This is a genomic window from Pseudoalteromonas sp. MBR-15 (genome assembly GCF_053628915.1).
Genome location: NZ_JBRJHH010000011.1, coordinates 87754 through 111559, shown reverse-complemented (window position 1 = coordinate 111559; position 23806 = coordinate 87754). Strand labels below are relative to the sequence as shown.

Annotated in this window: 19 protein-coding genes; 4 read left to right on the top strand and 15 right to left on the bottom strand. The window is 42.0% G+C overall.

The genetic code is table 11. From position 1 onward, the window contains the following. Nucleotides 1-114 precede the first annotated feature (114 nt). The 3 genes from ACSSVW_RS15155 to ACSSVW_RS15145 are packed head-to-tail and all read right to left on the bottom strand — an operon-like array spanning nucleotide 115 to nucleotide 1317. On the bottom strand, nucleotides 115-732 hold the full coding sequence (locus tag ACSSVW_RS15155) for a LysE family translocator (RefSeq protein WP_454179596.1): 618 nt from the start codon (nucleotides 730-732) through the stop codon (nucleotides 115-117). Continuing rightward, nucleotides 729-911: a hypothetical protein gene (locus ACSSVW_RS15150; RefSeq protein WP_036974085.1), complete on the bottom strand. Its 183-nt coding sequence runs from the start codon at nucleotides 909-911 to the stop codon at nucleotides 729-731. The genes ACSSVW_RS15155 and ACSSVW_RS15150 overlap by 4 nt, the downstream gene beginning before the upstream one ends. 1 nt (nucleotide 912) lies before the next feature. Continuing rightward, nucleotides 913-1317, bottom strand: a complete 405-nt coding sequence (locus ACSSVW_RS15145; protein ID WP_036974086.1) for a DUF3224 domain-containing protein — start codon at nucleotides 1315-1317, stop codon at nucleotides 913-915. Nucleotides 1318-1395: 78 nt separating this feature from the next. Between ACSSVW_RS15145 and ACSSVW_RS15140 the strand changes: the two genes are divergently transcribed. Continuing rightward, nucleotides 1396-3168 (top strand): ABC transporter transmembrane domain-containing protein, encoded by a 1773-nt coding sequence (locus ACSSVW_RS15140; RefSeq protein WP_421419197.1) that lies wholly within the window; start codon nucleotides 1396-1398, stop codon nucleotides 3166-3168. Nucleotides 3169-3237: 69 nt separating this feature from the next. Here ACSSVW_RS15140 and ACSSVW_RS15135 read toward each other — a convergent pair whose 3' ends face one another. Both ACSSVW_RS15135 and ACSSVW_RS15130 read right to left on the bottom strand, forming a co-directional pair. Beyond that, the gene (locus ACSSVW_RS15135) at nucleotides 3238-3870 is read right to left on the bottom strand and encodes an OmpA family protein (protein WP_036974089.1); all 633 of its coding nucleotides are present in this window, start codon (nucleotides 3868-3870) and stop codon (nucleotides 3238-3240) included. Between the two features lie 69 nt (nucleotides 3871-3939). Beyond that, on the bottom strand, nucleotides 3940-4743 hold the full coding sequence (locus tag ACSSVW_RS15130) for a substrate-binding periplasmic protein (RefSeq protein ID WP_454179594.1): 804 nt from the start codon (nucleotides 4741-4743) through the stop codon (nucleotides 3940-3942). Between the two features lie 98 nt (nucleotides 4744-4841). Between ACSSVW_RS15130 and chrA the strand changes: the two genes are divergently transcribed. Next, nucleotides 4842-5981 carry a chromate efflux transporter gene (gene chrA / locus ACSSVW_RS15125; protein WP_036974289.1) on the top strand — a complete coding sequence of 380 codons (1140 nt, stop codon included), beginning with the start codon at nucleotides 4842-4844 and terminating at the stop codon, nucleotides 5979-5981. On the opposite strand, the gene ACSSVW_RS15120 is transcribed toward chrA, so the two are convergent. The 4 genes from ACSSVW_RS15120 to speA are packed head-to-tail and all read right to left on the bottom strand — an operon-like array spanning nucleotide 5978 to nucleotide 10961. Continuing rightward, nucleotides 5978-7231 (bottom strand): mechanosensitive ion channel family protein, encoded by a 1254-nt coding sequence (locus ACSSVW_RS15120; protein WP_065978380.1) that lies wholly within the window; start codon nucleotides 7229-7231, stop codon nucleotides 5978-5980. The genes chrA and ACSSVW_RS15120 overlap by 4 nt on opposite strands. Continuing rightward, nucleotides 7228-8151 (bottom strand): acyltransferase, encoded by a 924-nt coding sequence (locus tag ACSSVW_RS15115; RefSeq protein WP_075594167.1) that lies wholly within the window; start codon nucleotides 8149-8151, stop codon nucleotides 7228-7230. The genes ACSSVW_RS15120 and ACSSVW_RS15115 overlap by 4 nt, the downstream gene beginning before the upstream one ends. A gap of 29 nt (nucleotides 8152-8180) precedes the next feature. Next, nucleotides 8181-9059: an acyltransferase gene (locus ACSSVW_RS15110; protein ID WP_036974093.1), complete on the bottom strand. Its 879-nt coding sequence runs from the start codon at nucleotides 9057-9059 to the stop codon at nucleotides 8181-8183. 21 nt (nucleotides 9060-9080) lie between these two features. After that, nucleotides 9081-10961, bottom strand: a complete 1881-nt coding sequence (speA, locus tag ACSSVW_RS15105; protein WP_454179592.1) for a biosynthetic arginine decarboxylase — start codon at nucleotides 10959-10961, stop codon at nucleotides 9081-9083. Nucleotides 10962-11158: 197 nt separating this feature from the next. Between speA and speE the strand changes: the two genes are divergently transcribed. Beyond that, nucleotides 11159-12022: a polyamine aminopropyltransferase gene (gene speE, locus ACSSVW_RS15100; RefSeq protein ID WP_074989836.1), complete on the top strand. Its 864-nt coding sequence runs from the start codon at nucleotides 11159-11161 to the stop codon at nucleotides 12020-12022. Between the two features lie 78 nt (nucleotides 12023-12100). Here the strand turns inward: speE and ACSSVW_RS15095 are convergent, their stop codons facing one another. Beyond that, entirely contained in the window at nucleotides 12101-13702 is a 1602-nt protein-coding gene (locus ACSSVW_RS15095) for a methyl-accepting chemotaxis protein (protein WP_036974095.1), read from the bottom strand. Nucleotides 13703-13939: 237 nt separating this feature from the next. Here ACSSVW_RS15095 and ACSSVW_RS15090 point away from each other — a divergent pair, with 237 nt between their 5' ends. Continuing rightward, the gene (locus ACSSVW_RS15090; protein ID WP_180311309.1) at nucleotides 13940-15982 is read left to right on the top strand and encodes a glycoside hydrolase family 97 protein; all 2043 of its coding nucleotides are present in this window, start codon (nucleotides 13940-13942) and stop codon (nucleotides 15980-15982) included. A gap of 57 nt (nucleotides 15983-16039) precedes the next feature. On the opposite strand, the gene ACSSVW_RS15085 is transcribed toward ACSSVW_RS15090, so the two are convergent. The 5 genes from ACSSVW_RS15085 to ACSSVW_RS15065 all read right to left on the bottom strand — a co-directional run bounded on the left by ACSSVW_RS15085 (nucleotide 16040) and on the right by ACSSVW_RS15065 (nucleotide 23729). After that, nucleotides 16040-17281 carry a cysteine desulfurase-like protein gene (locus tag ACSSVW_RS15085; RefSeq protein WP_180311308.1) on the bottom strand — a complete coding sequence of 414 codons (1242 nt, stop codon included), beginning with the start codon at nucleotides 17279-17281 and terminating at the stop codon, nucleotides 16040-16042. Nucleotides 17282-17291: 10 nt separating this feature from the next. Continuing rightward, nucleotides 17292-17924 carry a 2OG-Fe dioxygenase family protein gene (locus ACSSVW_RS15080; RefSeq protein WP_075594169.1) on the bottom strand — a complete coding sequence of 211 codons (633 nt, stop codon included), beginning with the start codon at nucleotides 17922-17924 and terminating at the stop codon, nucleotides 17292-17294. Between the two features lie 363 nt (nucleotides 17925-18287). Next, a complete protein-coding gene (locus ACSSVW_RS15075) occupies nucleotides 18288-19229 on the bottom strand; it encodes an autotransporter outer membrane beta-barrel domain-containing protein (RefSeq protein ID WP_454179591.1) in 942 nt (313 codons plus the stop codon). A 218-nt stretch (nucleotides 19230-19447) separates the two neighbouring features. After that, nucleotides 19448-22045, bottom strand: a complete 2598-nt coding sequence (gene acnB / locus ACSSVW_RS15070) for a bifunctional aconitate hydratase 2/2-methylisocitrate dehydratase (protein ID WP_065978931.1) — start codon at nucleotides 22043-22045, stop codon at nucleotides 19448-19450. Between the two features lie 613 nt (nucleotides 22046-22658). Then, complete coding sequence (locus ACSSVW_RS15065; RefSeq protein WP_075594171.1) at nucleotides 22659-23729, bottom strand: OmpA family protein; 1071 nt, start codon at nucleotides 23727-23729, stop codon at nucleotides 22659-22661. Nucleotides 23730-23806: the final 77 nt, after the last annotated feature.

The window sequence follows — 23806 nt, the reverse complement described above, 5'->3', positions numbered from 1 at the left end:
AGTGTAACCAAAAGGTAAATATTGTGTGATGAATACGTATGCACTATACGTTTCCTGGGGATAAGCAGGAGCTCCTCTCACGTTTTACTATTGAGAGAGGAGCAATAGAGAGCTTTAAAGTGTTATCACGACACGCACTGCAAGTGCGATAAAGATCATGCCGAGTAGTTTTTCAAAAAGTGGATTCGCTTTAGTAAAACCAAAGCGCTTTTTTGATATTTCTGTGAGTAAGGCAACCAACAAATACCAGCCAGTATCCAGTACAAATACGGTTAAGCACATGATCAAGCCAACCTGTAACGTGAGATTTTCTGGGTCAATAAACTGTGAGAAGAGCGCTAAAAAGAACACCGCAAGTTTGGGGTTCAAAAACGCAATAGCAAAACCATCTTGTAACGCAGCGCGTTGACTAGGTATGGCTTGTTCAACTTTCACGGCTTGCGAACTGGGTTTTGCCAGTAATATACGTATACCTAAATAAGCAAGGTAGGCGGCACCACCATACACGAGTACATTATAAAGTGTAGGTAACTTGGTCATCAGTGCGCCTAATCCAAGCAAAGAGGCGCTCGCATAAAACCCCACTCCCACACCATGACTCACGGCCGCCAGCATGCCGTTTTTCATACCACCGTGAAGGCTATACTTTAACACAACCGCTAAACTTGGCCCTGGCGACATAGCACCCATGATACAAATTAACACTAAACTCAACCACTCAGTGAGTGTCATAATTCATTATTCTCTACTAACAATAAAACGGCCGTTATTTGACCATAAAAACCGGTGGCTGTGGTGATTGTTTTAACCTGCCAGCCAGATTGGCCTAACTCGTACACTTTCTGATTTAACGCAGTGATATCAAGTCCACCCAGAAAACGTTTCTTTTTAAATTCAATAATTTTTTGCATATTAGCTTGTTAACTCATACTCAAAATCATAGTAATGAATTCCCGCCTCAATGCGGATTGCCATTTTACCCGTAAGCCCCACCAGTTCACCAGCGCCTGAATCTGGCACGACTTCTAAAATTAACCTGTCCGTGCCTTTATCCATGGTGCCAAAATGTTGTAATACAAAGCTACCTTGTTTGCCATTCAGACTACCAACCACTTGTTCAATAGCAACATATCCTGCACTGCCTTGGGTTGCCGTCATTGCGCTCAGCATCTCTCCTTGGCTAGTTGCTTCCAGAGCGCCTGTAAACGTTTTATCTATCGACATACGTCCAAGATTCACGCCATCTTGACCTGTCGCATACCCCCCAATTGGGTTTAATTTCACGTTAAATTGACCGCTTATCACTGTTGATTCCATACTAATCCCTTATTTTACTGTTGATTTTTAAAGCGATGATAACCATATCTATACCCTATTCACAAATAAGAATCTAGCATGGCAATTAACAAAGAAAAGGCCGCGTTCAGTAGCCTGTTACCCGTTTTAGCGTTTATTAAGCCCTACAAATGGGTGGTATTTGCAGCCCTTGGGGCATTATTACTCACCGCAGGCGTTAACTTGTCACTCGGCCAAGGAGTGAAGTTTGTTATTGATCATGGCTTTATTGCAGGCTCTCAAGAACAACTTCAACAAGCAGTGATGGTTCTTATTGGCCTTATCAGCCTATTAGCAATCGGCACATTTTGTCGTTTTTATTTAATGTCGTGGATAGGTGAACGAGTCAGTAATGATATTCGTAACGCGATTTTCGAGCGAATTGTAACGTTACACCCAAGCTACTTTGAAGAAAACCGTAGCGGCGAGCTGATGTCACGACTCACCACCGACACCACATTGCTGCAATCGATTATTGGCTCATCATTTTCTATGGCGCTTCGTAGCAGCTTAATGTTAGTGGGTGGCCTTGCTATGCTGCTAATTACTAATTTAAAACTAACCTTAGTGGTCGTTGCCTGTGTACCTATGGTGTTAGTTCCTATGCTAATTTTTGGTCGTAAAGTGCGTAAACTAGCAAGTTCGAGCCAAGATGCCATTGCCGATATCAGTACTTATGCAGGCGAAATTATTCAAAATATTAAGGTCGTACAAAGTTTTAGTCATGAAGCGCGCGAAAAAGCGGCTTTTGCTGAAGAAACAAATAAAGCATTTTTAGTCGCAAAAAGTCGTATTAAACAACGCTCACTTTTAATTGCTGCAGTGATCTTTCTAACCTTTAGTGCCATCAGCGTGATGCTTTGGGTAGGCGGCAGTGATGTGCTCGCGGGTACCATGACGGGCGGCGAGCTAGGTGCCTTTGTATTCTATGCCATAATGGTAGCTATGTCGGTTGCAACAGTTGCCGAAGTGTACGGTGAGTTACAACGCGCAGCAGGTGCGGCAGCAAGACTGTTAGAGCTGCTCGCTGTTGAAAGTATGATTCAAAACCCCGCACACAATAAAGATGATCAGCTCGAATTAAATAAAGCTGACCATCCTGCTATTCGTTTTGACAATGTATCATTTAACTATCCATCTAGACCCGATAAAGCAGCACTTAGTACACTTAATTTAGAAGTAAAACAGGGCCAAACAGTCGCCATTGTTGGTCCCTCTGGTGCAGGCAAAACAACATTATTTGAATTATTGCAACGATTTTACGATCCGAGCGCAGGGAGTATTTCATTAGCTGGCATTAATATTAAAGAATTATCCCTTCACTGTTTACGCCAACAAATGGGCATGGTGGCACAAAACCCCATTTTGTTTAGCTGCGATGTTATGCATAACATTCGCTATGGCAATCCCCATGCGAGTGACGAGCAGGTATACACGGCAGCCAAATATGCACACGCCGATGAATTTATCACGCAGCTACCGCAGGGCTATCACAGCTTTTTAGGTGAACAAGGGGTACGTCTTTCTGGTGGGCAAAAGCAGCGGATTGTGCTTGCTCGCGCTATTTTAAAGGATCCAGCTATTTTATTACTCGATGAAGCAACCAGCGCACTTGATGCACAAAGCGAGTCTCATGTGCAAGCGGCACTCGAGCACTTAATGAAAGACAGAACAACACTCATTATTGCCCACCGCTTAGCCACCGTAAAACATGCAGACGTCATCGTGGTAATGGACAAGGGTGAAATTATAGCGACAGGTACACACCAGCAGCTATTGACTAGTAACCCACTGTATAAGCAGCTTTGCGAATTGCAATTTAATCGGGATTAATATCCAAGGAGGGATGTCAGGTTTGAAAGGGCATATCAAACCTGACCACAAATCTAGACTACATTAAGCCTAACCTTGTGTGTTTGGTACGATTTGAATCTCTACACGGCGGTTTAAAGCACGACCATTGGCTGTATCATTACTCGCTACAGGGCGTGTTTCGCCATAGCCACGTGTGCTAATACGTGCCGACATAATTTGATGATTAACTAAATAATCTTTAACACTTTGCGCACGTTGCTGCGACAGTGTCATGTTATAGCTGTCTTTACCTGTGCTATCAGTGTGACCTTCAACACTTAAGTAGGTTTTTTCGTATTTGTTCATCACTTGTGCAATGGCATCAAGGGTGCTGTGAAAGCCTGATGAGATATAAGATTGATCTGTCGCAAAAGTGATGTTTGATGGCATAACTAAGCGAATATTATCGCCTTCACGTACCACTTCAACACCCGAGCCAGCTAGCTCGTCACGGAATGCTTCTTCTTGCTTATCCATGTAGTCACCGACAGCAGCACCCGCTAACGCACCAATGGCCGCACCAATAAAGATACGCTTATCATCATGATCGCCTGTTGCTTTACCTAATACCGCACCTGTTGCGGCACCGATTGCGGCACCTTTACCTGTGTTAGTTGTTTCACACCCCGTTAATAAAACGGCTAAAACACCCACTGTTAAAATCGACTTGCTGAAACTCATGTGTCTCTCCATGGCATTTAGTAATTTTGATCTATTAACAATTATGAACACTAAATCATGAACATTAGGTTAATAGTTCTCTTTAATAAGTGTAACAGCTGGTAGGTTATACGCTTTAACTAATTCTGTTAAACGTCCATTACGTACAAGAGCGTGTAACTGAGATTGAATTTCCTTTGCTAACGAGGTGTCGGCAAACTGTTTACTAACAGCCATATGACCGTAAATAATGTCTTTATAGCGATAAGGCATTTTGACGATCTGCTGTGAAGGAAGTTGTAAATAACCCGAGGCATGATCCGCGGTATCTTCAACTGAAATAACGAGTTCGACGCGATCTTTAAGCAGCATTTCAAACGCATTACCTTCACTCAAAGCCTCCACTTTAGTGAGTGAGCTGTCATTATCAAAACGCGAAAAATAAGCGGCTCCTCGCATGACCGCGATGCGCTTTCCTAGCAAGTCTTGGTAACGATTTATAACGATGTCACGATCTGCTCTTGCATAGAACCCAAAAGAAGAAGACAACATCATGTACGGAGGAGACATAAACTGCATTTTTTGCTCACGCTCGCTGGTACGAATTAACCCGCCCATCACATCCACTTCACTTTGTTCGAGCATTTTTAAACAGCGAGAAAATGGGCAAGCGACAAATTCTAATTTCATCGGTATGGTACGTTGCAGCTCACGCATAATATCGACCACTGCGCCACTCACATGCCCTTTTTCAGACACAACGCCGTAGGGAGGAGAATGATCAACCGCAACAATAACCCTCTGCACAGGTTCTGCATACAAGGAGCTTGATATAAGTACTAATAATAGGCTTACGATACTCAGTCTCATAGGGTTACTCGTTACTACGTTCATACCTTACTATATATCCTAGCGATGTGTATGTCATAAAAACCACAAAAATGTCATAGAAATTTGTCATAATTAGGTGATTAGATTCGATGGCGAAAACAATGTTACTAGTTATATTTAAGCAATTTTTTTTATTAGGCTGCATGAGTTTCGGTGGCCCCGCAGCGCACTTAGGCTATTTTAAACGTCACTTTGTCGATAACTTAAAATGGTTAAATAGCGAGCGCTACGCACAACTAATAAGCTTAAGCCAAGCATTACCAGGTCCGGGGTCAAGCCAAGTAAGCTTTGCGATTGGGGTTGAGAAAGGCGGTCTATTGGGCGGTTTGTGTGCCTTTATTGGGTTTACTCTACCGTCTTTTTTAATTATGTTTTTTTTGGCACTGAGTGCCCACCAATTTGGTAACATTTATTTTGCTGTTATTGCGGGACTTAAATTATTTGCCATCGTTATTGTCGCTGATGCAACTTACAGTATGGCGGTGAGCTTTTGTAAAACGCATTTACTTAAACTTATCGCGGTATTAAGCACGTTATCGTTGATTATTTTTTCACAGTTTTCCAGCCAAATTTTTGTGTTAATTATAGCTGCGATTATTGGCTGGCTTTATCCACAACATAAACTCCCTCAGCATGAGAATGTAAGTAAACCCGTTAAAGTATCGTGGTTACCTTTTATCATTTTTGCAGTACTGCTTATCGCGAGCTTTTTACCCTTTGGCGAGTGGTCCTCTCTATTTGCTCCATTTTATCAAACAGGGGCGATGGTGTTTGGTGGGGGGCACGTTGTGCTACCTATTTTGCAAGCGAGCATACCAAGCCTTGAAACCGAGCAGTTTTTGTCAGCCTATGCCAGTGCTCAAGCAATTCCTGGCCCTATGTTTACAATAGCGACCTACTTAGGGGCTGAACTGACACCTCATTCACCCCTATTGGGAGCACTTATTGCGACGCTATTGATTTTTTTACCGGGCTTTTTATTGATGCTTGCATTTTTAAAAAGCTGGCTACAATTGGCTGATAAACCACGCTTTGCTGGCAGTATTGCCGCTCTCAATGCTGCGGTAGTCGGGTTTTTAGCGGCAGCACTCTACTCGCCGATTTGGCTCAGCACAATCAACAACATATGGCAGATTGTATTAGTGGTTACAGCCTTCACATGGTTAAGGGTCGCTAAGCCCCCTATTTGGTGGTTATTACTTGGCTTTATTGGTATCGCTTTGGCAGTGCAGTCGCTCTAGTCTTTACTTTTAGGCGCCGCGTTAACCACTTTAATACTTGGTTTATCTACGACATGCTGCTCATTAGCCGAAAATTGCCCCGTCACACTCTGATATGGGCGCAATCCAAAAATAGGCAATACTGCAAGCAGGTGATCCATGATCTCTGCTTGTAGATGTTCGTACGATATCCAACGTTTGTCTTCGCTAAAGCAATAAAACTCAATTGGTAAGCCATGATTAAATGGCTGAAGTTCTCGCACCATGAGGGTCAAATCACGGTTAATTCTTTCATGCTGTTTCAAGTATCCTTCAGCATAACGACGAAATAAACCTAAATTCGTAACAGGATCAGGTAACGTTGTCACACGAATGTAGTCGTGCAGAGGTATCGCGCTATTTATTTGCGTATGGAAAGCCTCATCAACTAAACGAATGCTGTTCATATCTATATTTAAAGAGCGTTTAATTCGACGACCACCCGACTCCTGCATACCCCGCCAATTTTTAAATGAACCGGCCACCAACATGTAGGTAGGAATGGTGGTAATCGTGTTATCCCAGTTACGCACTTTTACCGTGTTCAAACCAAGGTCGATAACCTCACCATCAGCGCCATAGCTATCAACTTGAATCCAATCACCATAAGTAACTAAGCGATTAGCAGCAATTTGAATACTGGCAACAAACCCCAAAATAGTGTCCTTAAACACTAACAAGGTCACCGCTGCAATGGCACCAAAACCAGATAAAATATAGGTGGGCGACTTTTCAAGTAATATACTGACGATCAAAATAGCGCAGATCATGAAGGTGATCAGTTTCACAACTTGAATCAAACCTTGTATGGGCACTTCTCGGGCAAACTCCAGCTGGTTATAAATGCCCCCAGCAATACTGACAATGCTGCTGATGATAAAACCGCCATAAATAATCAGAACAATTTGACCAATGGTTTTTAAAACTAACGCTGCCACCTCTGTGACAGGGTAAACATTGTCGAATGTTGCTAAATACAACACGCAACATAAGGTGCCTGCAAAACGTCTATTAAGTTTAGTTAGCATGGGTGCTAATGCACCAATGCGTTCTGGCGAAAGGCGCGTTACAACACTTTGTATTCCAGGAAGCATTAAGCGCCGAGTAAAGACATACACCAGCAATAAAGCACTCACACCAATTGCGGTGGCTGTCAGCGCACTGAAAAGCTCCGCATCTGGCATTGCTTCAAACCAAGGCATAACCAATTGTTGCAAGTGAGTTTGCTTCATGGTGCTTCAACTTCCTTACTGATATTTGCTACCAGACTACCTTGTTTGGCCTGATAATAATTAAATAATTGCGCGTCTTTTTGAAGCCAAATTTCATTGATTCGTTGCTGAAATGCGGTTCTAAATTCACGGTCATGTTGATAATCACCAATCATCTCAGCACTGATAGCCTGCACATGTATATCTACTTTAATGAGCGCTAATCGGCCACGCATTAAGTTGCGACAAATATGACTGCCCTCACCTTGGTAAATAATAGAAGTATTAAGTAACGCATCAAACTGTTCACCCAGCACTTCCAGCGCAAACGCAATCCCTCCCGCTTTGGGCTTGAGTAAATAACCAAATGGACTGTTCTGTTTTGTATGCTTTTGCGGGGTAAAACGTGTCCCCTCAACAAAATTAATAATGGTGGTTGGGTGATTACGAAAATCACGACAGCTTCGCTTGGTACGTTCAACATCAAGGCCTTTAAGCTTTGGGTTTTTAGCCAGCTGCGACTTACTGACACGCTTCATAAAAGGCATTCCCATCGCCCACGCACCCGTGCCTATGAAAGGCACATATTTTAGCTCATCTTTTAGAAAAAACTTTGGCGCCGGTAATACATCAATCGCACTAAGCACCACAATATCTAACCAACTCATATGGTTAGAAATAAGTAAGTACCAGCTATCGCGATTAACATTGCCTTTAATATTAATTTCAATATTCGGGCAACCTAGCCACAGAGCAAAACGATTCCCTTTGCACCATCCCCGATAAGCCCCATGCAAAATGTGACTAATGATGTTGAATGGTAAAATAAGTTTCAACACACCAAACAGCAACACAAGGGTTCCCCAAAGAATGACATTGGCAAACAGCACAATACTGACCAACAATCCGGTTAACCAATTAGGTAAAAATTTCTTTAACATATGTGTGCTCTCAGCTGTGCCAGCAGCATCTACTCAGCTTGCGATTCAAACTGGGCAAGCTGCTGGTTTTTCTCTTCCCAAATACGATTTAACTCCGCTTGAAAATTCACTCTAAAGTCTGCATCACCAGTGTAATCACCTATTAAATTAGGACTGACATCCATCACTTCAACGCGAACATCGATTTGCTTCACTCGGCCACTGGCAAAATCCACAAAACTTGGAATACCTCCCGGGTAGTGAATAGTGACATTAACAACTTTTGAGATCTGCTCACCCATAGCTTGCATAACAAACGCCACACCACCCGCTTTCGGTTTTAATAAGTACTGAAAAGGGCTCTTTTGACGCGCATGTTTTTCAGCGGTGAAGCGCGTGCCTTCCACAAAATTTACGATGCTTACTGGCATTTCTTTAAATTTTTCACAGGCTTTACGCGTTGTTTCTAAATCTTTTCCGCGCAACTTTGGATTTTTCTTAAGCTGTGACTTGCTAGTACGCGTCATAAACGGAAAGTCTAACGCCCACCATGCAAGCCCTAGAAAAGGAACGTAGATCAATTCCTTTTTCAAGAAAAAGTTTAAAAACGGGATACGGCGATTAAAAATACGCTGCATGACTAAAATATCAACCCAGCTTTGATGATTAGCAATCACTAAGTACCAGTCTTTTGAACGAAGTTGCTCAAGGCCCGTTACATTCAGTTGATAAGAAGCAAATACATTTTGGTTTATACCATTGCACGTAACCCACACTGTGGCACATTGCTTAGCAATCCAACTCATCAACTTTTGTAATGGTTTAATTGGAATGAGTTTAACCAAACCACACAAAAAAATAGGCACGAACCAAAAAAGCGTATTTAGGGTGTAAAATAAAATACTCAATACACAACGAATAACGGACATTACTACTTATTCCTTTAACCTTTAATCTTCAAAATACGTATAGCCAGCAAGGCCCGCATTTAATTCAGACAAATATTGTGCCTTAGATTGCGCATCAATTTCCAGCTCATCCACACGTTTTGCGAAGTTGGCAGCCAGAATATCGCTATCATAATCAACGAACTTTAATACGTCCTTAACACTGTCGCCTTTAATCGCATTGGTTAATTGGTAGCCAGCCTCTGTCAGCTCTACGTGCACTGAATCGGTATCACCAAATAAATTATGTAAGTCGCCTAAGATTTCTTGATAAGCACCAACTAAAAACATGGCAATGTGGTACTGCTGACCTGATTTATACTCAGGGATAGGTAAGCTGCTTTCAATGCCAGTTCCCTCAACATAATTGCGAATTTGACCGTCTGAATCGCAGGTAATATCTTGAATGATCGCGCGTTGAGTGAGTGGTTTATGTAAATTTTCAACAGGCATTACAGGGAATAATTGCTGGATCCCCCACACATCTGGCAACGACTGAAACAGTGAAAAGTTAACAAACAACTTATCGGCAAGCTTCTCATTTAAATCGTCGAGCACTTCACGGTGTGCACGCGCATTGTCGCTCAGTGAAGCGCGAACGCGATGTAAAATAGTAAAATAAAGTTGCTCAAGCTTCGCCCATTCCAGCATCGTCAGAAGACCATGGACATATTGATCATGTGCTTCGCTAAATAAATGCATTGCATCATGATAAATCTCCAGCGCCATGCGAGGTGTTAAGCGCTGTAAGCATTGCCACATTTCATCTAGCACTAAAACATTGTTTGAATCTGGCGGAGTTGGATTTACATGATTTGGCGCACGCTCGACATCAATCACATCGGTAATCAATACCGCGTGATGCGCCGTTAGCGCACGCCCTGATTCGGTGATTATTGCAGGCTGCTTTAAGTCATGTTGTTGGCACACTTCTGCAAATGCATTCACAACATTACGCGCATACTCATCAACACTGTAGTTCATAGAACACGCACTACGTGAACCAGACCCTTCGTAGTCAACGCCTAGACCCCCACCTACATCAACGGTATTAAGTGGTACACCTAACTGGGTTAGTTCAGCAAAATGACGTGCACATTCACGAAGTGCGCGATGAATGTCACGAATATTGGCAATTTGAGAACCGATATGAAAATGCACCAACTGCATTAAATGTAATTTGTTTCGCGACTGAAGTAATTCAACCGCAGACAGCACCTGCCCAGCAGTTAAACCAAACTTACCTTTTTCACCCCCCGTGTTCTGCCACTTACCTTTGCCCACAGAGTTTAAACGAATACGAATACCAATTGATGGCTCAATACCCAAGTCATCAATTTCAGCTAATAAGGTGCTAAGTTCTGACAGTTTTTCTACCACAATATGCACTTTGTGACCTAAACCTTGACCGATACACGCTAAACGTAAAAATTCACTGTCTTTGTAGCCATTACAAACAATGGTAATCGGTTCTTTGGCAACACCTAAAATTGCCATTAATTCAGGTTTAGAACCCGCTTCAAGACCCACTAAACCACTTGGGTGAGCAAGTAGCTTTGTTACGACCGATCGTTGCTGGTTCACTTTAATTGGGTAAACACACGTATAAGTGCCTTGATAGTCGCGAGCTTGACGAGCTTTAGTAAAAGCGCTTGTCAGCGTATCAACACGATTTTGCAAGATATCAGTAAAGCGAACTAAAACAGGTAAGGTAAGACCTTGCTTCTTAAATTGCTCGGTGAGTTCAGATAAAGAAATTGCAGATTTAGTTTGATCACCGTCAGGGTAAGCGACCAGCTCACCTTGTGCGTTAATATCAAAATAACCGTCACTCCAATGAGCAACATTATACGTTTCGCGTGCTTTGTCTAAACCCCAAGTCATGGCCATGTCTTCTGTAAATTCGTTAAATATAAACGCGCATTTTAATACGCTCGCGCCTACCACGCTAACAAAAATTGCCCTATATGCCAAAGTGATAAAAAATATTCGCTATACTGATTAAAATTTGATTGAGCAATTGGCCAAGCACTGGCAGAATTGCCCCCTTTTTTACCATTAACTAAAAGTGTATAAGCAAGATGGCTAATTTAGATCAAAACAACTGGTTCACTGAAATTAGTGACCGTGATGGTAGCGCCTTTTCACTGCGTATAAACAAAAAGCTTGATGAACAGCAATCGCCGTTTCAAAAAGTAGAGATGTATGAAACAACTGACTTCGGTAATCTTATGATTATTGACGGTTGTACAATGGTAAGTAGCCGTGAGAACTTCTTTTATCACGAAATGATCAGCCATCCTGCTCTTCTTGCGCACCCTAATCCTAAAAATGTAGTGATTATCGGTGGCGGTGACTGCGGCACATTGCGTGAAGTATTAAAGCACCCTGGTGTTGAAAGCGTCACGCAAATTGATATTGATGAAGTTGTAACGCAAATGTCGCTTAAATACTTCCCTGAATTATGTGAGTCAAACCAAGACCCGCGTGCCACAGTGATGTTTGATGATGGCATTAAATACATGCGTGAAGCTGCGCCAGAATCAATTGACGTGGTTATTGTTGATGGCACCGATCCGGTGGGCCCAGGTGAAGGGTTATTCAACCATGCTTTTTATACAAGTTGTCTAACAGCACTTCGTCCTGGCGGCATACTCATTCAACAAAGTGAATCACCGCTTATGCACATGCCTTTATTAGTTGAGATGCGTGACGCGATGAAAGACGTGGGCTTTAATGACCTACAAACGCTGCCATTTCCACAACCAATTTACCCAAGCGGTTTATGGTCAGTTACTCTTGCACGTAAATCACAGGCATTTGATGGCTTTCGTGAAGACGACGCGAATACACTAGCTGAAGGAACTGAATACTACAACGCTGGTATTCACTACGGCGCACTAGCAACACCTAACTACATGAAGCGCGCTTTTGAGAAAAAGTAATGTAAGGTTGTTTATTGATTAAAAAGGGCTCGCTGAGCCCTTTTTTAATTCCTTTAGAATAGTTTACGCAGAGGGGCATTACACCTTAAAACGGTTCACTAAATGATTTAGCTCATTGGTGAGCTGATTCATTCGGTTTGCCACTTCTTGTGTTGAACTTGCCAAGCCGCCTCCTTGTTGGGTTTGATCATTTAAATCAGATAAATTCTGGCTAATTTCATCTGCAACAGCCGTTTGCTCTTCAGTGGCTTGTGCTGTTTGCATTGCCATATCATTCACTTTTACCGATGAGGCTTGCATCGCATTAAGCACGTCATTCGTTTGTGTGAATGATTCAACAGCTTCATCGGCAAAACGCTTACCACTGTTTATAGCCTGCAAAGATTGCTCAACGCTTGAAGCAAATTGTTCAACCATGGTTTGAATATCGTTCGTGCTTTCTTGAGTACGCGTTGCCAATGTTCTTACTTCATCGGCAACCACTGCAAAGCCCCGACCTTGCTCACCGGCACGCGCAGCTTCGATTGCCGCATTTAGTGCCAGTAAGTTAGTTTGCTCTGCGATTGCACGGATCACTTCCAGTACCTTCGCTATATTATCTGAGCTTTGTTGTAACTCGGTAGAGCGCTGCGTTGCGTGATCCATATTCTCAGACAAAGCAACGATTTTCTTACTGGAATTATCAACCGCTGATAACCCCTTCTTAGCCAATTGCTGAGAATTATCTGCTTCATGAGAAGACTGTTGCGCCACATTTGCGACTTCACGACTTGCAACACTCATTTCGTGTACTGCACTCACAATTGACTCGGACGCCTGACTAAGCTTTTGATTAACCTGATGGTTCTGATTTGAAAACGAATCTAGATCATGCCCGAGACTTTGTAATTCTTTGGCTTGTTCAAGTATGTCTTTTATCAATTGCTGTAAATTATCCAAGAAGCGATTAAACGCGGTTGCTAAATCTGCAAACTCATCTTGGGTTTTAACATTAATACGCCCAGTTAAATCACCATCACCAGACGCAATTTCGTTTATTCGTTCTGTAACATAATTCATTTGGGTCGTTAACTGTCGTGGAATGACATAACTAAACCAACCCGCAACCACTAATACCACGGCAATCATTATCATTAGTAATGCTTTAAAACCTGTGATTTTATCCATTAGCTTTTCAGTTTCGGACTGCGAGGTTTGTTCTGCCACCTCACCCGCTTTATCTAAAATGTCACGAAGCGCCGAAAAGGACTGTTCTGCCATTTGATTTTGAGACGCACTGGTTGCGCTATTAATATAGGCTGTCGATGCCGAATACCATGCATCAAAAGCACTATTAAAATTACGAAACTGTGCTAACACTTCTGGATAAGGTGACATGTAAGATAAATATTGTTCAAAGCGTTCTTGCACTTGGTCAGCATTTTCTTGATGTTCCGCTAGAAAAGACTGATCACCTTTATCCATTGTCACTAAGTGCAACTCTGCCACTTTCGCTTGATACAAATCTCGATCTGCATTCACGATAACTGACACCGCATTTAAAAATCGCTCCGATTGCGTATCTATGGCTTCTTTTTGTAAGTTAATTAAATAACTGTAGCCAGCTATTAATATAATAATAGCGACCCCAAGCAACACAATGGGCAGTGAACTTTTGACACGAATACTCTGTAACTTCATACGTTTTCCTAATTCAAATTCGAAACCAGCTCATTCCTTAAGATCTTAGTAGAAAAATAGTAAAAGTGTGCGAAATTAAAAATACAAAATGAGGCGATTTAATTAAGGCGGCTATTACAACCTGAAAATTGAATACGTATGCAGATCACTCGTATTAGCAGGCAAGTCAATTTATGCTTAAAGCTTATAGGAACATATACGACAACAATCCATATTCTGCATCGCCAAGGAATAATAATGAAATATACAGCCTTACTACTCGCTGCCTTCTCAGGGACGTGTTTAGCACACACTACCACGGTCAGTTCGCCTGATGGGCAAATTAAAGTCACGATTTCTGATGAACAACACACCCCTAGCTATGAAATCAGCTTTGCGGGAAAGCAAGTTATTGCACACTCTGCTTTAGGACTTGTTTTTAAACAACAACCTGCAATGAGTGAAGGCTATAAAATTAGCAGCCAAACGACTAATTCTGTAAAAAGCAGCTGGGAACAACCTTGGGGTGAACGCCAAACGGTAGTTGATAACCACAACGAAGTTGCTGTCACCTTTAAAAAGCCACAACCCCAAGGTGGCACCTTTACTGTGCGTTTTCGTGCCTTTAATGATGGGGTCGGTTTTCGCTACGAACTACCGAATCAATCAGGTTTTGAAGATGTAGAGATCACCAAAGAGCTCACTGAATTTGCAATCACCGATTCAGCCAATGCAACTGCATGGTGGATACCTGCTCGCGGTTGGAATCGATACGAATATGTTTATAACACCACGCCTGTTCACAAAGCTCCTTTAGTACACACTCCGTTTACTATTAAAAACAAAGAAGGTGTTCATATCAGCATCCACGAAGCTGCGCTGGTCGATTACGCGGGTATGGTATTAAACCAACGCCGTGATGGTACTTTCCAAGCTGACTTAACACCGTGGTCCGATGGGGTTGCCGTTAAGAAACATGGCGCATTCAACACGCCGTGGCGTACTATTCAAATTGGGGATGAAGCAGTTGATTTAATTAACTCTGACATCATTCTCAACCTTAATGAACCAAATAAACTCGGTGATGTATCTTGGGTTAAGCCCGGTAAATATGTGGGTATTTGGTGGGGTATGCATATTAATGAAAATACGTGGGGAAGTGGAAAAATTCACGGCGCAACGACCGCAAACACCAAATACTATATGGACTTTGCCGCACAATATGGCTTTGATGGTGTACTTGTCGAGGGATGGAACATTGGTTGGGATGGCGACTGGTTCTATAACGGTGATGTATTTAGTTTTACCAAACCCTATGACGACTTTGATATTGCAGAGCTTACTCGCTACTCCAAAGAGAAAGGTGTACAGCTAATTGGTCATCACGAAACCTCGGGGAATGTCACTAATTATCGTAACCAAATGGAAGATGCCTTTGCACTGTATGAAAAATCAAACGTAAGCCAAGTAAAAACGGGCTATGTTGCAGACGGTGGCAATATTAAACGTATTGATGAAAATGGCATAGTGCGTAAAGAGTGGCACGATGGTCAATTCATGGTGAATGAATACCTTTATAACGTGAAACTTGCAGCAAAGCACAAAATCAGCATCAACACTCACGAACCCATTAAAGATACTGGCTTACGCCGCACTTATCCAAACTGGATTGCACGTGAAGGCGCGCGAGGCCAAGAGTTTAATGCTTGGGGCACACCGCCTAATCCACCGGAGCATATTCCAATGCTTGCCTTCACACGTATGTTAGCGGGACCAATGGATTTCACCCCTGGTATTTTTGATATGGGGTTCAATGGGTTGGGTGCTGATAGTAATCGTCCACAAACAACACTTGCAAAGCAACTGGCGTTATACGTAGTACTGTACAGCCCTATTCAAATGGCTGCTGACTTACCACGCAATTACTTAGCAAAACCGGATGCGTTCCAATTTATTCAAGATGTGCCTACAGATTGGCAACACAGTATTGCGCTGCAAGGTGAAGTAGGTGATTACGTTGTCTTTGCACGCAAAGAGCGTAAACGCGATCACTATTCAGGCAATGACTGGTACCTAGGTGCAGTCACTGATGAAAATGCACGTACACTGCAAGTTAAACTCGACTTTTTAGAGAAAGGTAAACGCTTTGAGGCGCAAATTTACCGTGATGGCGATAAAGCTGAATGGGTTAACAATCCCTACGACTTAAAAGTAGAGAAACGCATTGTGTCTGCAAGCGATAAACTCACTTTAAAACTTGCCACAAGTGGTGGTGTCGCGATTCGTTTTAAAGCGCTGTAAAAGAAAGTCACAAGAAAATGATGCTACAACCATATTGTAGCATCATGTTTAAAGGTATTAATTTATTTTTAATAACTGATCAAACAAATCGAACACCTGATCAAGCTCTTCAATTGTGTTGTAATGCATACAACCAATACGCACTACACCCCCCGTGTCTAATACACCTAATTGCTTGCATAAACCTTGTGCATAAAAGTTGCCATCCCATACACAAATGTGATGTTTACCTAAAAATTCAGATACAACACGCGGTTCAATGCCTTCAAAGATTAATGCAAAGGTTGGAGTACGCATTGATAAGCGCGCAACGTCATTAATACCAAACAATTTAATACGTGAGTAATCGGCTAAGCGAGTTAAGAAATGCTTACTGAGCGTCATTTCATGTTGTTTAGTAATAGCAAAAGCAGCCGCTAATTTTTCTCGGCGCGAATGACTATCATCCAACTCGCTAATAGCAGCAATGTAATCAACGGCAGCAATTAAGCCAGCTAAAGCTTCAAAGCTTTGTGTCCCCGTCTCCCAACGGCCTGGGATGACGTCTTTCGCGGGTTCTACTTTATACGGGGTGAAACCTTCTAAATGCTCACGCTTACCGTATACAAGACCCAAATGAGGACCAAAAAACTTATAGGCAGAGCATGCTAAAAAGTCACAATCAAGTGCTTGAACATCAATCAGCTCATGCGGTGCAAAGTGAACTGCATCCACGTATACAAGGGCACCAACAGCATGGGCAAGCTCGACAACACGTTTAATATCGTTAATTGAACCAGTGGTGTTTGATGCATATGTCACGGCAACGAGTTTTGTCTTACTTGATAATAAACTCTCAAAATGAGCCATATCTAAGCTACAATCGGCTTCGTTAATTAAAGCCGTTTTAACTAATGTGCCTTTATCTTCAGCTGCTTGCTGCCAAGAGGATACATTTGAGTAGTGATCTGCGTTAGTGACAATAATTTCATCATCAGCAGTCCAATCTCGAGAAATCGCACGGCTAAAGCTAAACGTGAGGCTTGTCATGTTAGCACCAAACACGATTTGCTCTTTAGAAGGCGCATTCAGTAAGTCTGCCGCTGCTTGGCGAGCATCGGCCATTAGCTCAACAGTTTTATCACTTGAGAAAAAAGCACCGCCTAGGTTTGAGTTGAAATAACCTAAATACGCACTCATGGCACTTAAAACAGACTGCGGTACTTGTGAGCCACCGGGACCATCTAAGAAAACTGGCGATGTACCAGCCACATTTTGCATTAATGCCGGAAATTGACGACGTAATTGCGTTAAGTTCATCGTATTTTCCTTACGCAGTTAGCACGAAGCAATCAAGGTAACCCTCTTTGCTTGCATCTAATTTATTCATTGGTGTTGCGTTGTGCCACACTTCACGGTCATTAATGAGTGCGAACATGCCGTCTTTAATTTCCATTTTAAAGCAAGGCTCAGCTTGTTGATTCTCGTAAACAAGTAGCTCACCGCCTTCGAGGTTTTCATGTGATACACCACAGACACATACATGGTCGAAACCATCTTGGTGAACCCCTTCAGGTGCAGCAGGTGTGTCACTGTCGATCGCAAGCATTCTAAATTGATGAATTTCAATATCACGGTCAGCACTGATGCCGGTCATTTCACGGAATTGATTAACAATTTGCTTCATGCCATCACTGGCTAATAAGCTGTCTTCAAGATTCTCATAGGTACGCTCTACATTCCCTTGAAACGTATTGATTGAATCATCTTGAACAAATGCTTTTGTTGGTTGTAATTTTAATTCGCCATCAACCACTTTAATTACCGAATAGCGACGTTTACGAAATGCACCATCTGCGTATGGGTTAGCGGGTAAATTAGCAAAAGAAGGCTTTACTGCGTCAATATGTGATTGGCTTACAAAACGAAGTTGTAAAAGATTCTGGTTGTTTAATGTAGTCATAAAGATCTCGCCTTAATACGTTGAGAATATTGACGAGGATTTTAATGCAATTGATGAGGAAATTTTGCGTTTTTATGTAAACACAACCAGTCTATTGTTTAATTTTAAGATCGTTTTCATTCTTATTTTAGAAGTTTAATCTAAAAAAATAAAAAGTGCTGAAATACACCGTTTAAGCTTAGGGTACCTATTTCAAACCGCTAAATAACAAGACAATGTAAAGTTGATAAAAAGCCACAGCGAACCGTGGCTTTTAGTTTACTCAATAAGTTATGGTCGTCGTATCTGAGACACTTACAAATTCACTCGCGTAATCTGCTTATCGGAATGTACAGTCTCATTAAAAAAGTGAATCACCGAGTATTAATAGCTCCATTGTAAGCCTAATGCAAACGATACATTACTGTATTCAACTTCAGGTACACGAAGGCGTTGACCGTTTTCTAGATTCTTGGTCACAATATCACGTGACTTATACTGAGCATCGATTCCACCAATCAATGCGATATGAGACAGTACTTGATATCGCATTCCTACCCGCCCCATAACACCCCAACCATTAAAGCTATCAGTGAGTGTCGAGGTTTCAAATTGCGTATTCTGAATCTCAGAATACATAGGTGTACTTAATTCAGTTTCAATATACCAACTATATTTATTAAAACTCTTTTGCAAGCGACTATCGTAACGCGCTCCTATGGTCAGCAAGATCCCCATTTGATCTTCAGAAACCGAAATAACCGGACGTAACTGCAAAGCATAATCCTGCTGCTCTCCTGTATTATTACCTGAATTCATACCGGGTAATGTAAATCGCGCGGGATTATTTGGATCATCTGATAATGCGATTAATGCTTCGTCGAATGCTGTTGCACCGGGTTGTACAAATGCAAAATTCGAACGCGTGAAACTAGAAGTAAAAAACTTTGTCCCTAGTGTAAATTGCACTGTTTGAGAAAAATTATACGCCCCCTTAAAACCAATTTCATTCGCTTTCGTTTTAAATGCATTTTCTTGAATAGCACCAAAGTCATCCATGTACCACGTCTCAGTTTCAATTTCTGTGGATATTGTTGCAGCACTTTCAATATAAAAGCCCCAGTTATCATCGATACCTGTGTATGAAATTTGCCGTACGGCAGGGTTTGTTACATCAATAGATTGATTAAGTTTCCCAAAGCCTGCAACATCATTTAAAGTTTCGCTGTAGCTAATTGTTTCGAAACCTACTCTAACTTCACTAAAAGAGGGGTTAACTGCCAATACAGAACTACTAAATGGGAGTAGAAAAAGGAGTGCTTTCATTATTCAGTTCCTTGAAATACAGAGTCTGCGTCGCCAAGAAATAGATGCAGCCCTTCCTTGGTTACACTTTTAAACATTAAGTTACACTAATTAACTTTTTACATTAATTAGTGTAGACAAACGTATTAGCATTTCAAATAAAACTGAACAAAAAGTTAATAAAAAAAGCCCGCATATATAATGCGGGCCTTTTACAGTAAAACTCAATTAGTTACTTATTACACAGCTTGCTGAACAATTACTTGATCTGCCTTTTTAGTGTATTGAGGCATACGGTGGAAGTTCAGGTAGCGATAAGTATCAGCTGCTGTTGCGTTGATCTTATCTGCGTACTCTTGATATTCAGCCGGTGTAGGCAGTTTACCTAGAATTGCAGCAACCGCTGCAAGCTCTGCTGATGCTAAGAATACGTTTGCGCCAGTACCAAGACGGTTAGGGAAGTTACGAGTAGACGTAGACACAACTGTCGCCTTATCAGCAACGCGTGCTTGGTTACCCATACATAATGAACACCCTGGAGTTTCAATACGTGCACCTACACGACCAAAGATACCGTAGTAACCTTCGTCAGTAAGCTGATCTTTATCCATCTTCGTTGGAGGTGCAACCCATAACTGAGTTGGAATACGACCGCTGAAGCCATCAAGAAGTTTACCCGCAGCACGGAAGTGACCAATGTTAGTCATACAAGAACCGATGAATACTTCGTCGATTTTCTCGCCTGTAACGTCAGACAGTAAACGTGCGTCATCTGGGTCATTTGGCGCACAAAGAATAGGTTCTTTGATTTCAGCTAGGTCGATTTCAAGTACGTGTTTGTACTCTGCATCGGCATCCGCTTCCATAAGCTCTGGGTTCGCTAACCACTCTTGCATTGCATTAATACGACGTTCGATAGTACGAACATCACCGTAACCTTCAGAGATCATCCACTTAAGCATGACAATGTTTGACTCAAGGTATTCAGCGATAGATTCTTTAGAAAGTTTAACGGTACAACCTGCCGCTGAACGCTCAGCTGACGCATCAGAAAGCTCAAATGCTTGCTCAACTGTTAAGTGCTCAACACCTTCGATTTCTAGTACACGACCAGAGAATTCGTTGATTTTACCTTTCTTCTCAACAGTTAGAAGACCTTCTTTAATACCGTAGTAAGGGATAGCATGTACTAGGTCACGTAATGTGATACCTGGCTGCATTTCACCTTTGAAGCGTACTAAGATTGACTCAGGCATATCAAGTGGCATTACACCTGTTGCAGCTGCGAATGCTACCGCACCCGAACCTGCTGGGAATGAAATACCTAGAGGGAAACGCGTATGCGAGTCACCACCCGTACCTACGGTGTCTGGTAATAACATACGGTTTAACCATGAGTGGATTACACCGTCGCCTGGACGAAGTGATACACCGCCACGGTTCATGATGAAATCAGGAAGCGTATGATGAGTGTTTACATCGATTGGCTTAGGGTATGCTGATGTATGACAGAAAGACTGCATTGTTAAATCTGCAGAGAAACCTAAACATGCTAAATCTTTAAGTTCGTCACGTGTCATAGGACCTGTTGTATCTTGCGAACCAACGGTAGTCATTTTCGGCTCACAGTATTGACCAGGACGTACGCCAGGCATGTTACATGCTTTACCAACCATTTTCTGTGCAAGCGTAAAGCCTTTGCCAGAGTCAGTAACAAGAGCAGGTTTGCGGAAGATATCTTCTGCTTCTAGACCTAGAGATGCACGCGCTTTGTCTGTTAGACCACGACCGATAATAAGTGGAATACGGCCACCAGCACGCACTTCGTCAAGAATTACGTCTGATTTTAAAGAGAACGTTGAGATAACTTCATCAGTACCGTGACGCTTAACCACACCTTCGTAAGGGAAGATATCGATTTGGTCACCCATGTTTAGTTCATCAACAGGTAATTCGATTGGTAATGCACCAGAATCTTCCATCGTGTTGAAGAAAATAGGCGCGATTTTACCGCCTAGACATACACCACCAACACGCTTGTTAGGTACGTGAGGGATATCATCACCCATGAACCAAAGCACTGAGTTAGTTGCAGATTTACGCGATGAACCCGTACCAACTACATCACCAACATACGCGAGCGGTAACCCTTTCGTTTTAAGCTCTTCTAGTTGTGAAATTGGACCAACTTCACCAGGCTTGTCTGGGTTGATACCGTCACGCTCGTTTTTAAGCATAGCTAAAGCGTGCAGTGGGATATCTGGACGAGACCATGCATCAGGTGCAGGTGAAAGATCATCAGTGTTTGTCTCACCCGTTACTTTGAAAACAGTAACAGAGATTTTTTCAGCAACGGCTGGTTTATTTACAAACCATTCTGCATTTGCCCAAGACTCGATAACTTGTTTCGCGAATTCGTTACCAGCCTTCGCTTTTTCTTCTACGTCGTAGAAAGCATCGAACATTAATAATGTGTTTGATAAACCTTTAACGATAATTGGCGCTAACGCTTCGTCGTCTAAAAGTTCAATCATAGGTGCGATGTTGTAACCACCTAACATAGTACCTAATAGCTCTGCCGCTTTTTCTTTTGATACTAATGGTGAGCTTGTTTCACCTTTTGCTACTGCCGCTAAAAAGCCAGCTTTGATGTATGCAGCATCGTCTACGCCTGGTGGTACACGATTAACAAGAAGATCAACGATAAACTCTTCTTCACCTGCAGGTGGGTTTTTAATTAGTTCAATAAGATCAGCCGTTTGCTGAGCATCTAGTGGCGCTGGTACGATACCTAACGCGGCACGTTCTTCTACGTGTTTACGATATTCTTGTAGCACAATATTGCCCTCTTGGTGACGTGAGAGTACTCGGTAGTATTAAACTAAATACAATCATTACCCAGTACTTATAGTATTCTGACGGTTAATTATAAAGCTTTTAAGTATAGATGAAAATCCATGCTGCGGTTAGGCACTTTATATTCACTATAAATAACATGAATAGTGGTAGAAAAAAAAGCTATTCAAATGAATATTTATTAACTAAGAATCATTCCTATCTGCTTTAGCGGTCATTAACAGTGCGTTTAACCCTATTCGCTTTATTAAGCGCATTATTTAAAGGCAAGAAAATCTCGATAATAACAAGACAAAATTTTGTCTTTTAGCTGCTTTTAGCAATTGCTTTTGCATCGCTCTACCAGCTCAATCAATGCAGTCGTAAATCAGACATTTTTAACGCAGGTAGCGACTGGTTTAATCACTCAAAATAATTGGTATTAACGCAGCTAGCGACAAATTTAGCACCTCACAATAGTTAAGCGTTATTGTGAACTGGGGTAGGTATTTTTGCAGATTGGCTTAACGACTTATCCTTATGAGCACACTATTTTAACCATAAAAAAACCCAGCACTTGGCTGGGTTTTTAAAATTAGTCGCAAAGGTTAATTATTAACGCTCTACTTTTACACGCTCAATAACGCTTACGTGTGCTTCTACACGACGGTTTTCAGCATGTGCTTCAGCTGTATTAGCTGGGTTTTTAAGGCGCTCTTCACCTAAACCAACAGTCGTTAGACGCTCTGCATCGATACCATCTTCAATAAGTTTCTTAGCAACGGCATCAGCACGTTTCTTAGATAACCACTTGTTGTAGTCAGCTTTACCTACAGATGAAGTGTGACCTTCAAGTAGTACTTTAGTGCCTGGGTGCTCTTTTAAGAAAGCAGCAGCTTTAGCGATGTCATCTAAGTACTGTTGAGACACTTTAGATGTGTTGTTAGGGAACGTGATTAGTAAGCTCTTCGTTACTTCACGGTCTTCATATAATGTACAACCCGTGCCGTCAACTGCATCAGTCATCGGTGTGTTAGCACATTGGTCGTCAGCATCAGGGATGTTATCACCATCGCTGTCTACAGGCTCAACAGCAACAGGAACAACTGTTGGAGCTGGCTCAACTGGCTCAGCTGAAGATTCTTGAGCACCAAAAATGTAGCTTAAGCCTAATTTAGCGCCTACATCTGTATAACCACGGTCAAGACCTTGGTATAGAGACGTTTCAGCGTTAAATGCGAAATTGTCAGTGAAGTAATGTTGGTAACCAGCACCTAGGTTAGCGAACATTAGGTCTTCGTCAACTGCATCAAGGTTTTTCAAACCGAAGATACCGTAGAATGGGCCACCACCGAAGTGATATAAACCATCGATACCGTAACGCTTACCGCTTTCTGAACCGCTCATAGTCGTGCCGTCGTTCAGAGCTACGCTGTAATCAAAATCCATATCAGCATACTCAAGACGAGCGCTCCAGTAATCGCTGAAGCGATAACCTAGCTCTAAACCCCAACCTGTAGAGTCATCAACATCTAGGCCACCTGGCGCGAAATCGCGAACATTTTCCCAAGACGCATCATAGTAGTCGCCAAATGCACCGATATAAAAACCTTGTTTTTCGGCTGCGAAGCTTGATGCACTAGTTGCAGCTAATGCTAAAGCAATAGTAAGTGATTTTAATTTCATTGTTTCCTTCCCATTTTCACAATTAAAATTGTAGCTAAGTCATCCCAGCTCAATCAGTTTAAACAGAGTAGTCGACT

Excerpts from the sequence above, each read along its gene's own strand:
- chrA (WP_036974289.1), top strand. The coding sequence starts at position 4,842 with ATGTTACTAGTTATATTTAAGCAATTTTTTTTATTAGGCTGCATGAGT.
- ACSSVW_RS15135 (WP_036974089.1), bottom strand. The coding sequence starts at position 3,870 with ATGAGTTTCAGCAAGTCGATTTTAACAGTGGGTGTTTTAGCCGTTTTA.
- ACSSVW_RS15120 (WP_065978380.1), bottom strand. The coding sequence starts at position 7,231 with ATGAAGCAAACTCACTTGCAACAATTGGTTATGCCTTGGTTTGAAGCA.
- speE (WP_074989836.1), top strand. The coding sequence starts at position 11,159 with ATGGCTAATTTAGATCAAAACAACTGGTTCACTGAAATTAGTGACCGT.
- ACSSVW_RS15155 (WP_454179596.1), bottom strand. The coding sequence starts at position 732 with ATGACACTCACTGAGTGGTTGAGTTTAGTGTTAATTTGTATCATGGGT.
- ACSSVW_RS15080 (WP_075594169.1), bottom strand. The coding sequence starts at position 17,924 with ATGACTACATTAAACAACCAGAATCTTTTACAACTTCGTTTTGTAAGC.
- ACSSVW_RS15085 (WP_180311308.1), bottom strand. The coding sequence starts at position 17,281 with ATGAACTTAACGCAATTACGTCGTCAATTTCCGGCATTAATGCAAAAT.
- ACSSVW_RS15095 (WP_036974095.1), bottom strand. The coding sequence starts at position 13,702 with ATGAAGTTACAGAGTATTCGTGTCAAAAGTTCACTGCCCATTGTGTTG.
- ACSSVW_RS15150 (WP_036974085.1), bottom strand. The coding sequence starts at position 911 with ATGCAAAAAATTATTGAATTTAAAAAGAAACGTTTTCTGGGTGGACTT.
- ACSSVW_RS15115 (WP_075594167.1), bottom strand. The coding sequence starts at position 8,151 with ATGTTAAAGAAATTTTTACCTAATTGGTTAACCGGATTGTTGGTCAGT.
- speA (WP_454179592.1), bottom strand. The coding sequence starts at position 10,961 with ATGACTTGGGGTTTAGACAAAGCACGCGAAACGTATAATGTTGCTCAT.
- ACSSVW_RS15090 (WP_180311309.1), top strand. The coding sequence starts at position 13,940 with ATGAAATATACAGCCTTACTACTCGCTGCCTTCTCAGGGACGTGTTTA.
- ACSSVW_RS15075 (WP_454179591.1), bottom strand. The coding sequence starts at position 19,229 with ATGAAAGCACTCCTTTTTCTACTCCCATTTAGTAGTTCTGTATTGGCA.
- ACSSVW_RS15140 (WP_421419197.1), top strand. The coding sequence starts at position 1,396 with ATGGCAATTAACAAAGAAAAGGCCGCGTTCAGTAGCCTGTTACCCGTT.
- ACSSVW_RS15130 (WP_454179594.1), bottom strand. The coding sequence starts at position 4,743 with ATGAACGTAGTAACGAGTAACCCTATGAGACTGAGTATCGTAAGCCTA.
- ACSSVW_RS15065 (WP_075594171.1), bottom strand. The coding sequence starts at position 23,729 with ATGAAATTAAAATCACTTACTATTGCTTTAGCATTAGCTGCAACTAGT.
- ACSSVW_RS15110 (WP_036974093.1), bottom strand. The coding sequence starts at position 9,059 with ATGTCCGTTATTCGTTGTGTATTGAGTATTTTATTTTACACCCTAAAT.
- ACSSVW_RS15145 (WP_036974086.1), bottom strand. The coding sequence starts at position 1,317 with ATGGAATCAACAGTGATAAGCGGTCAATTTAACGTGAAATTAAACCCA.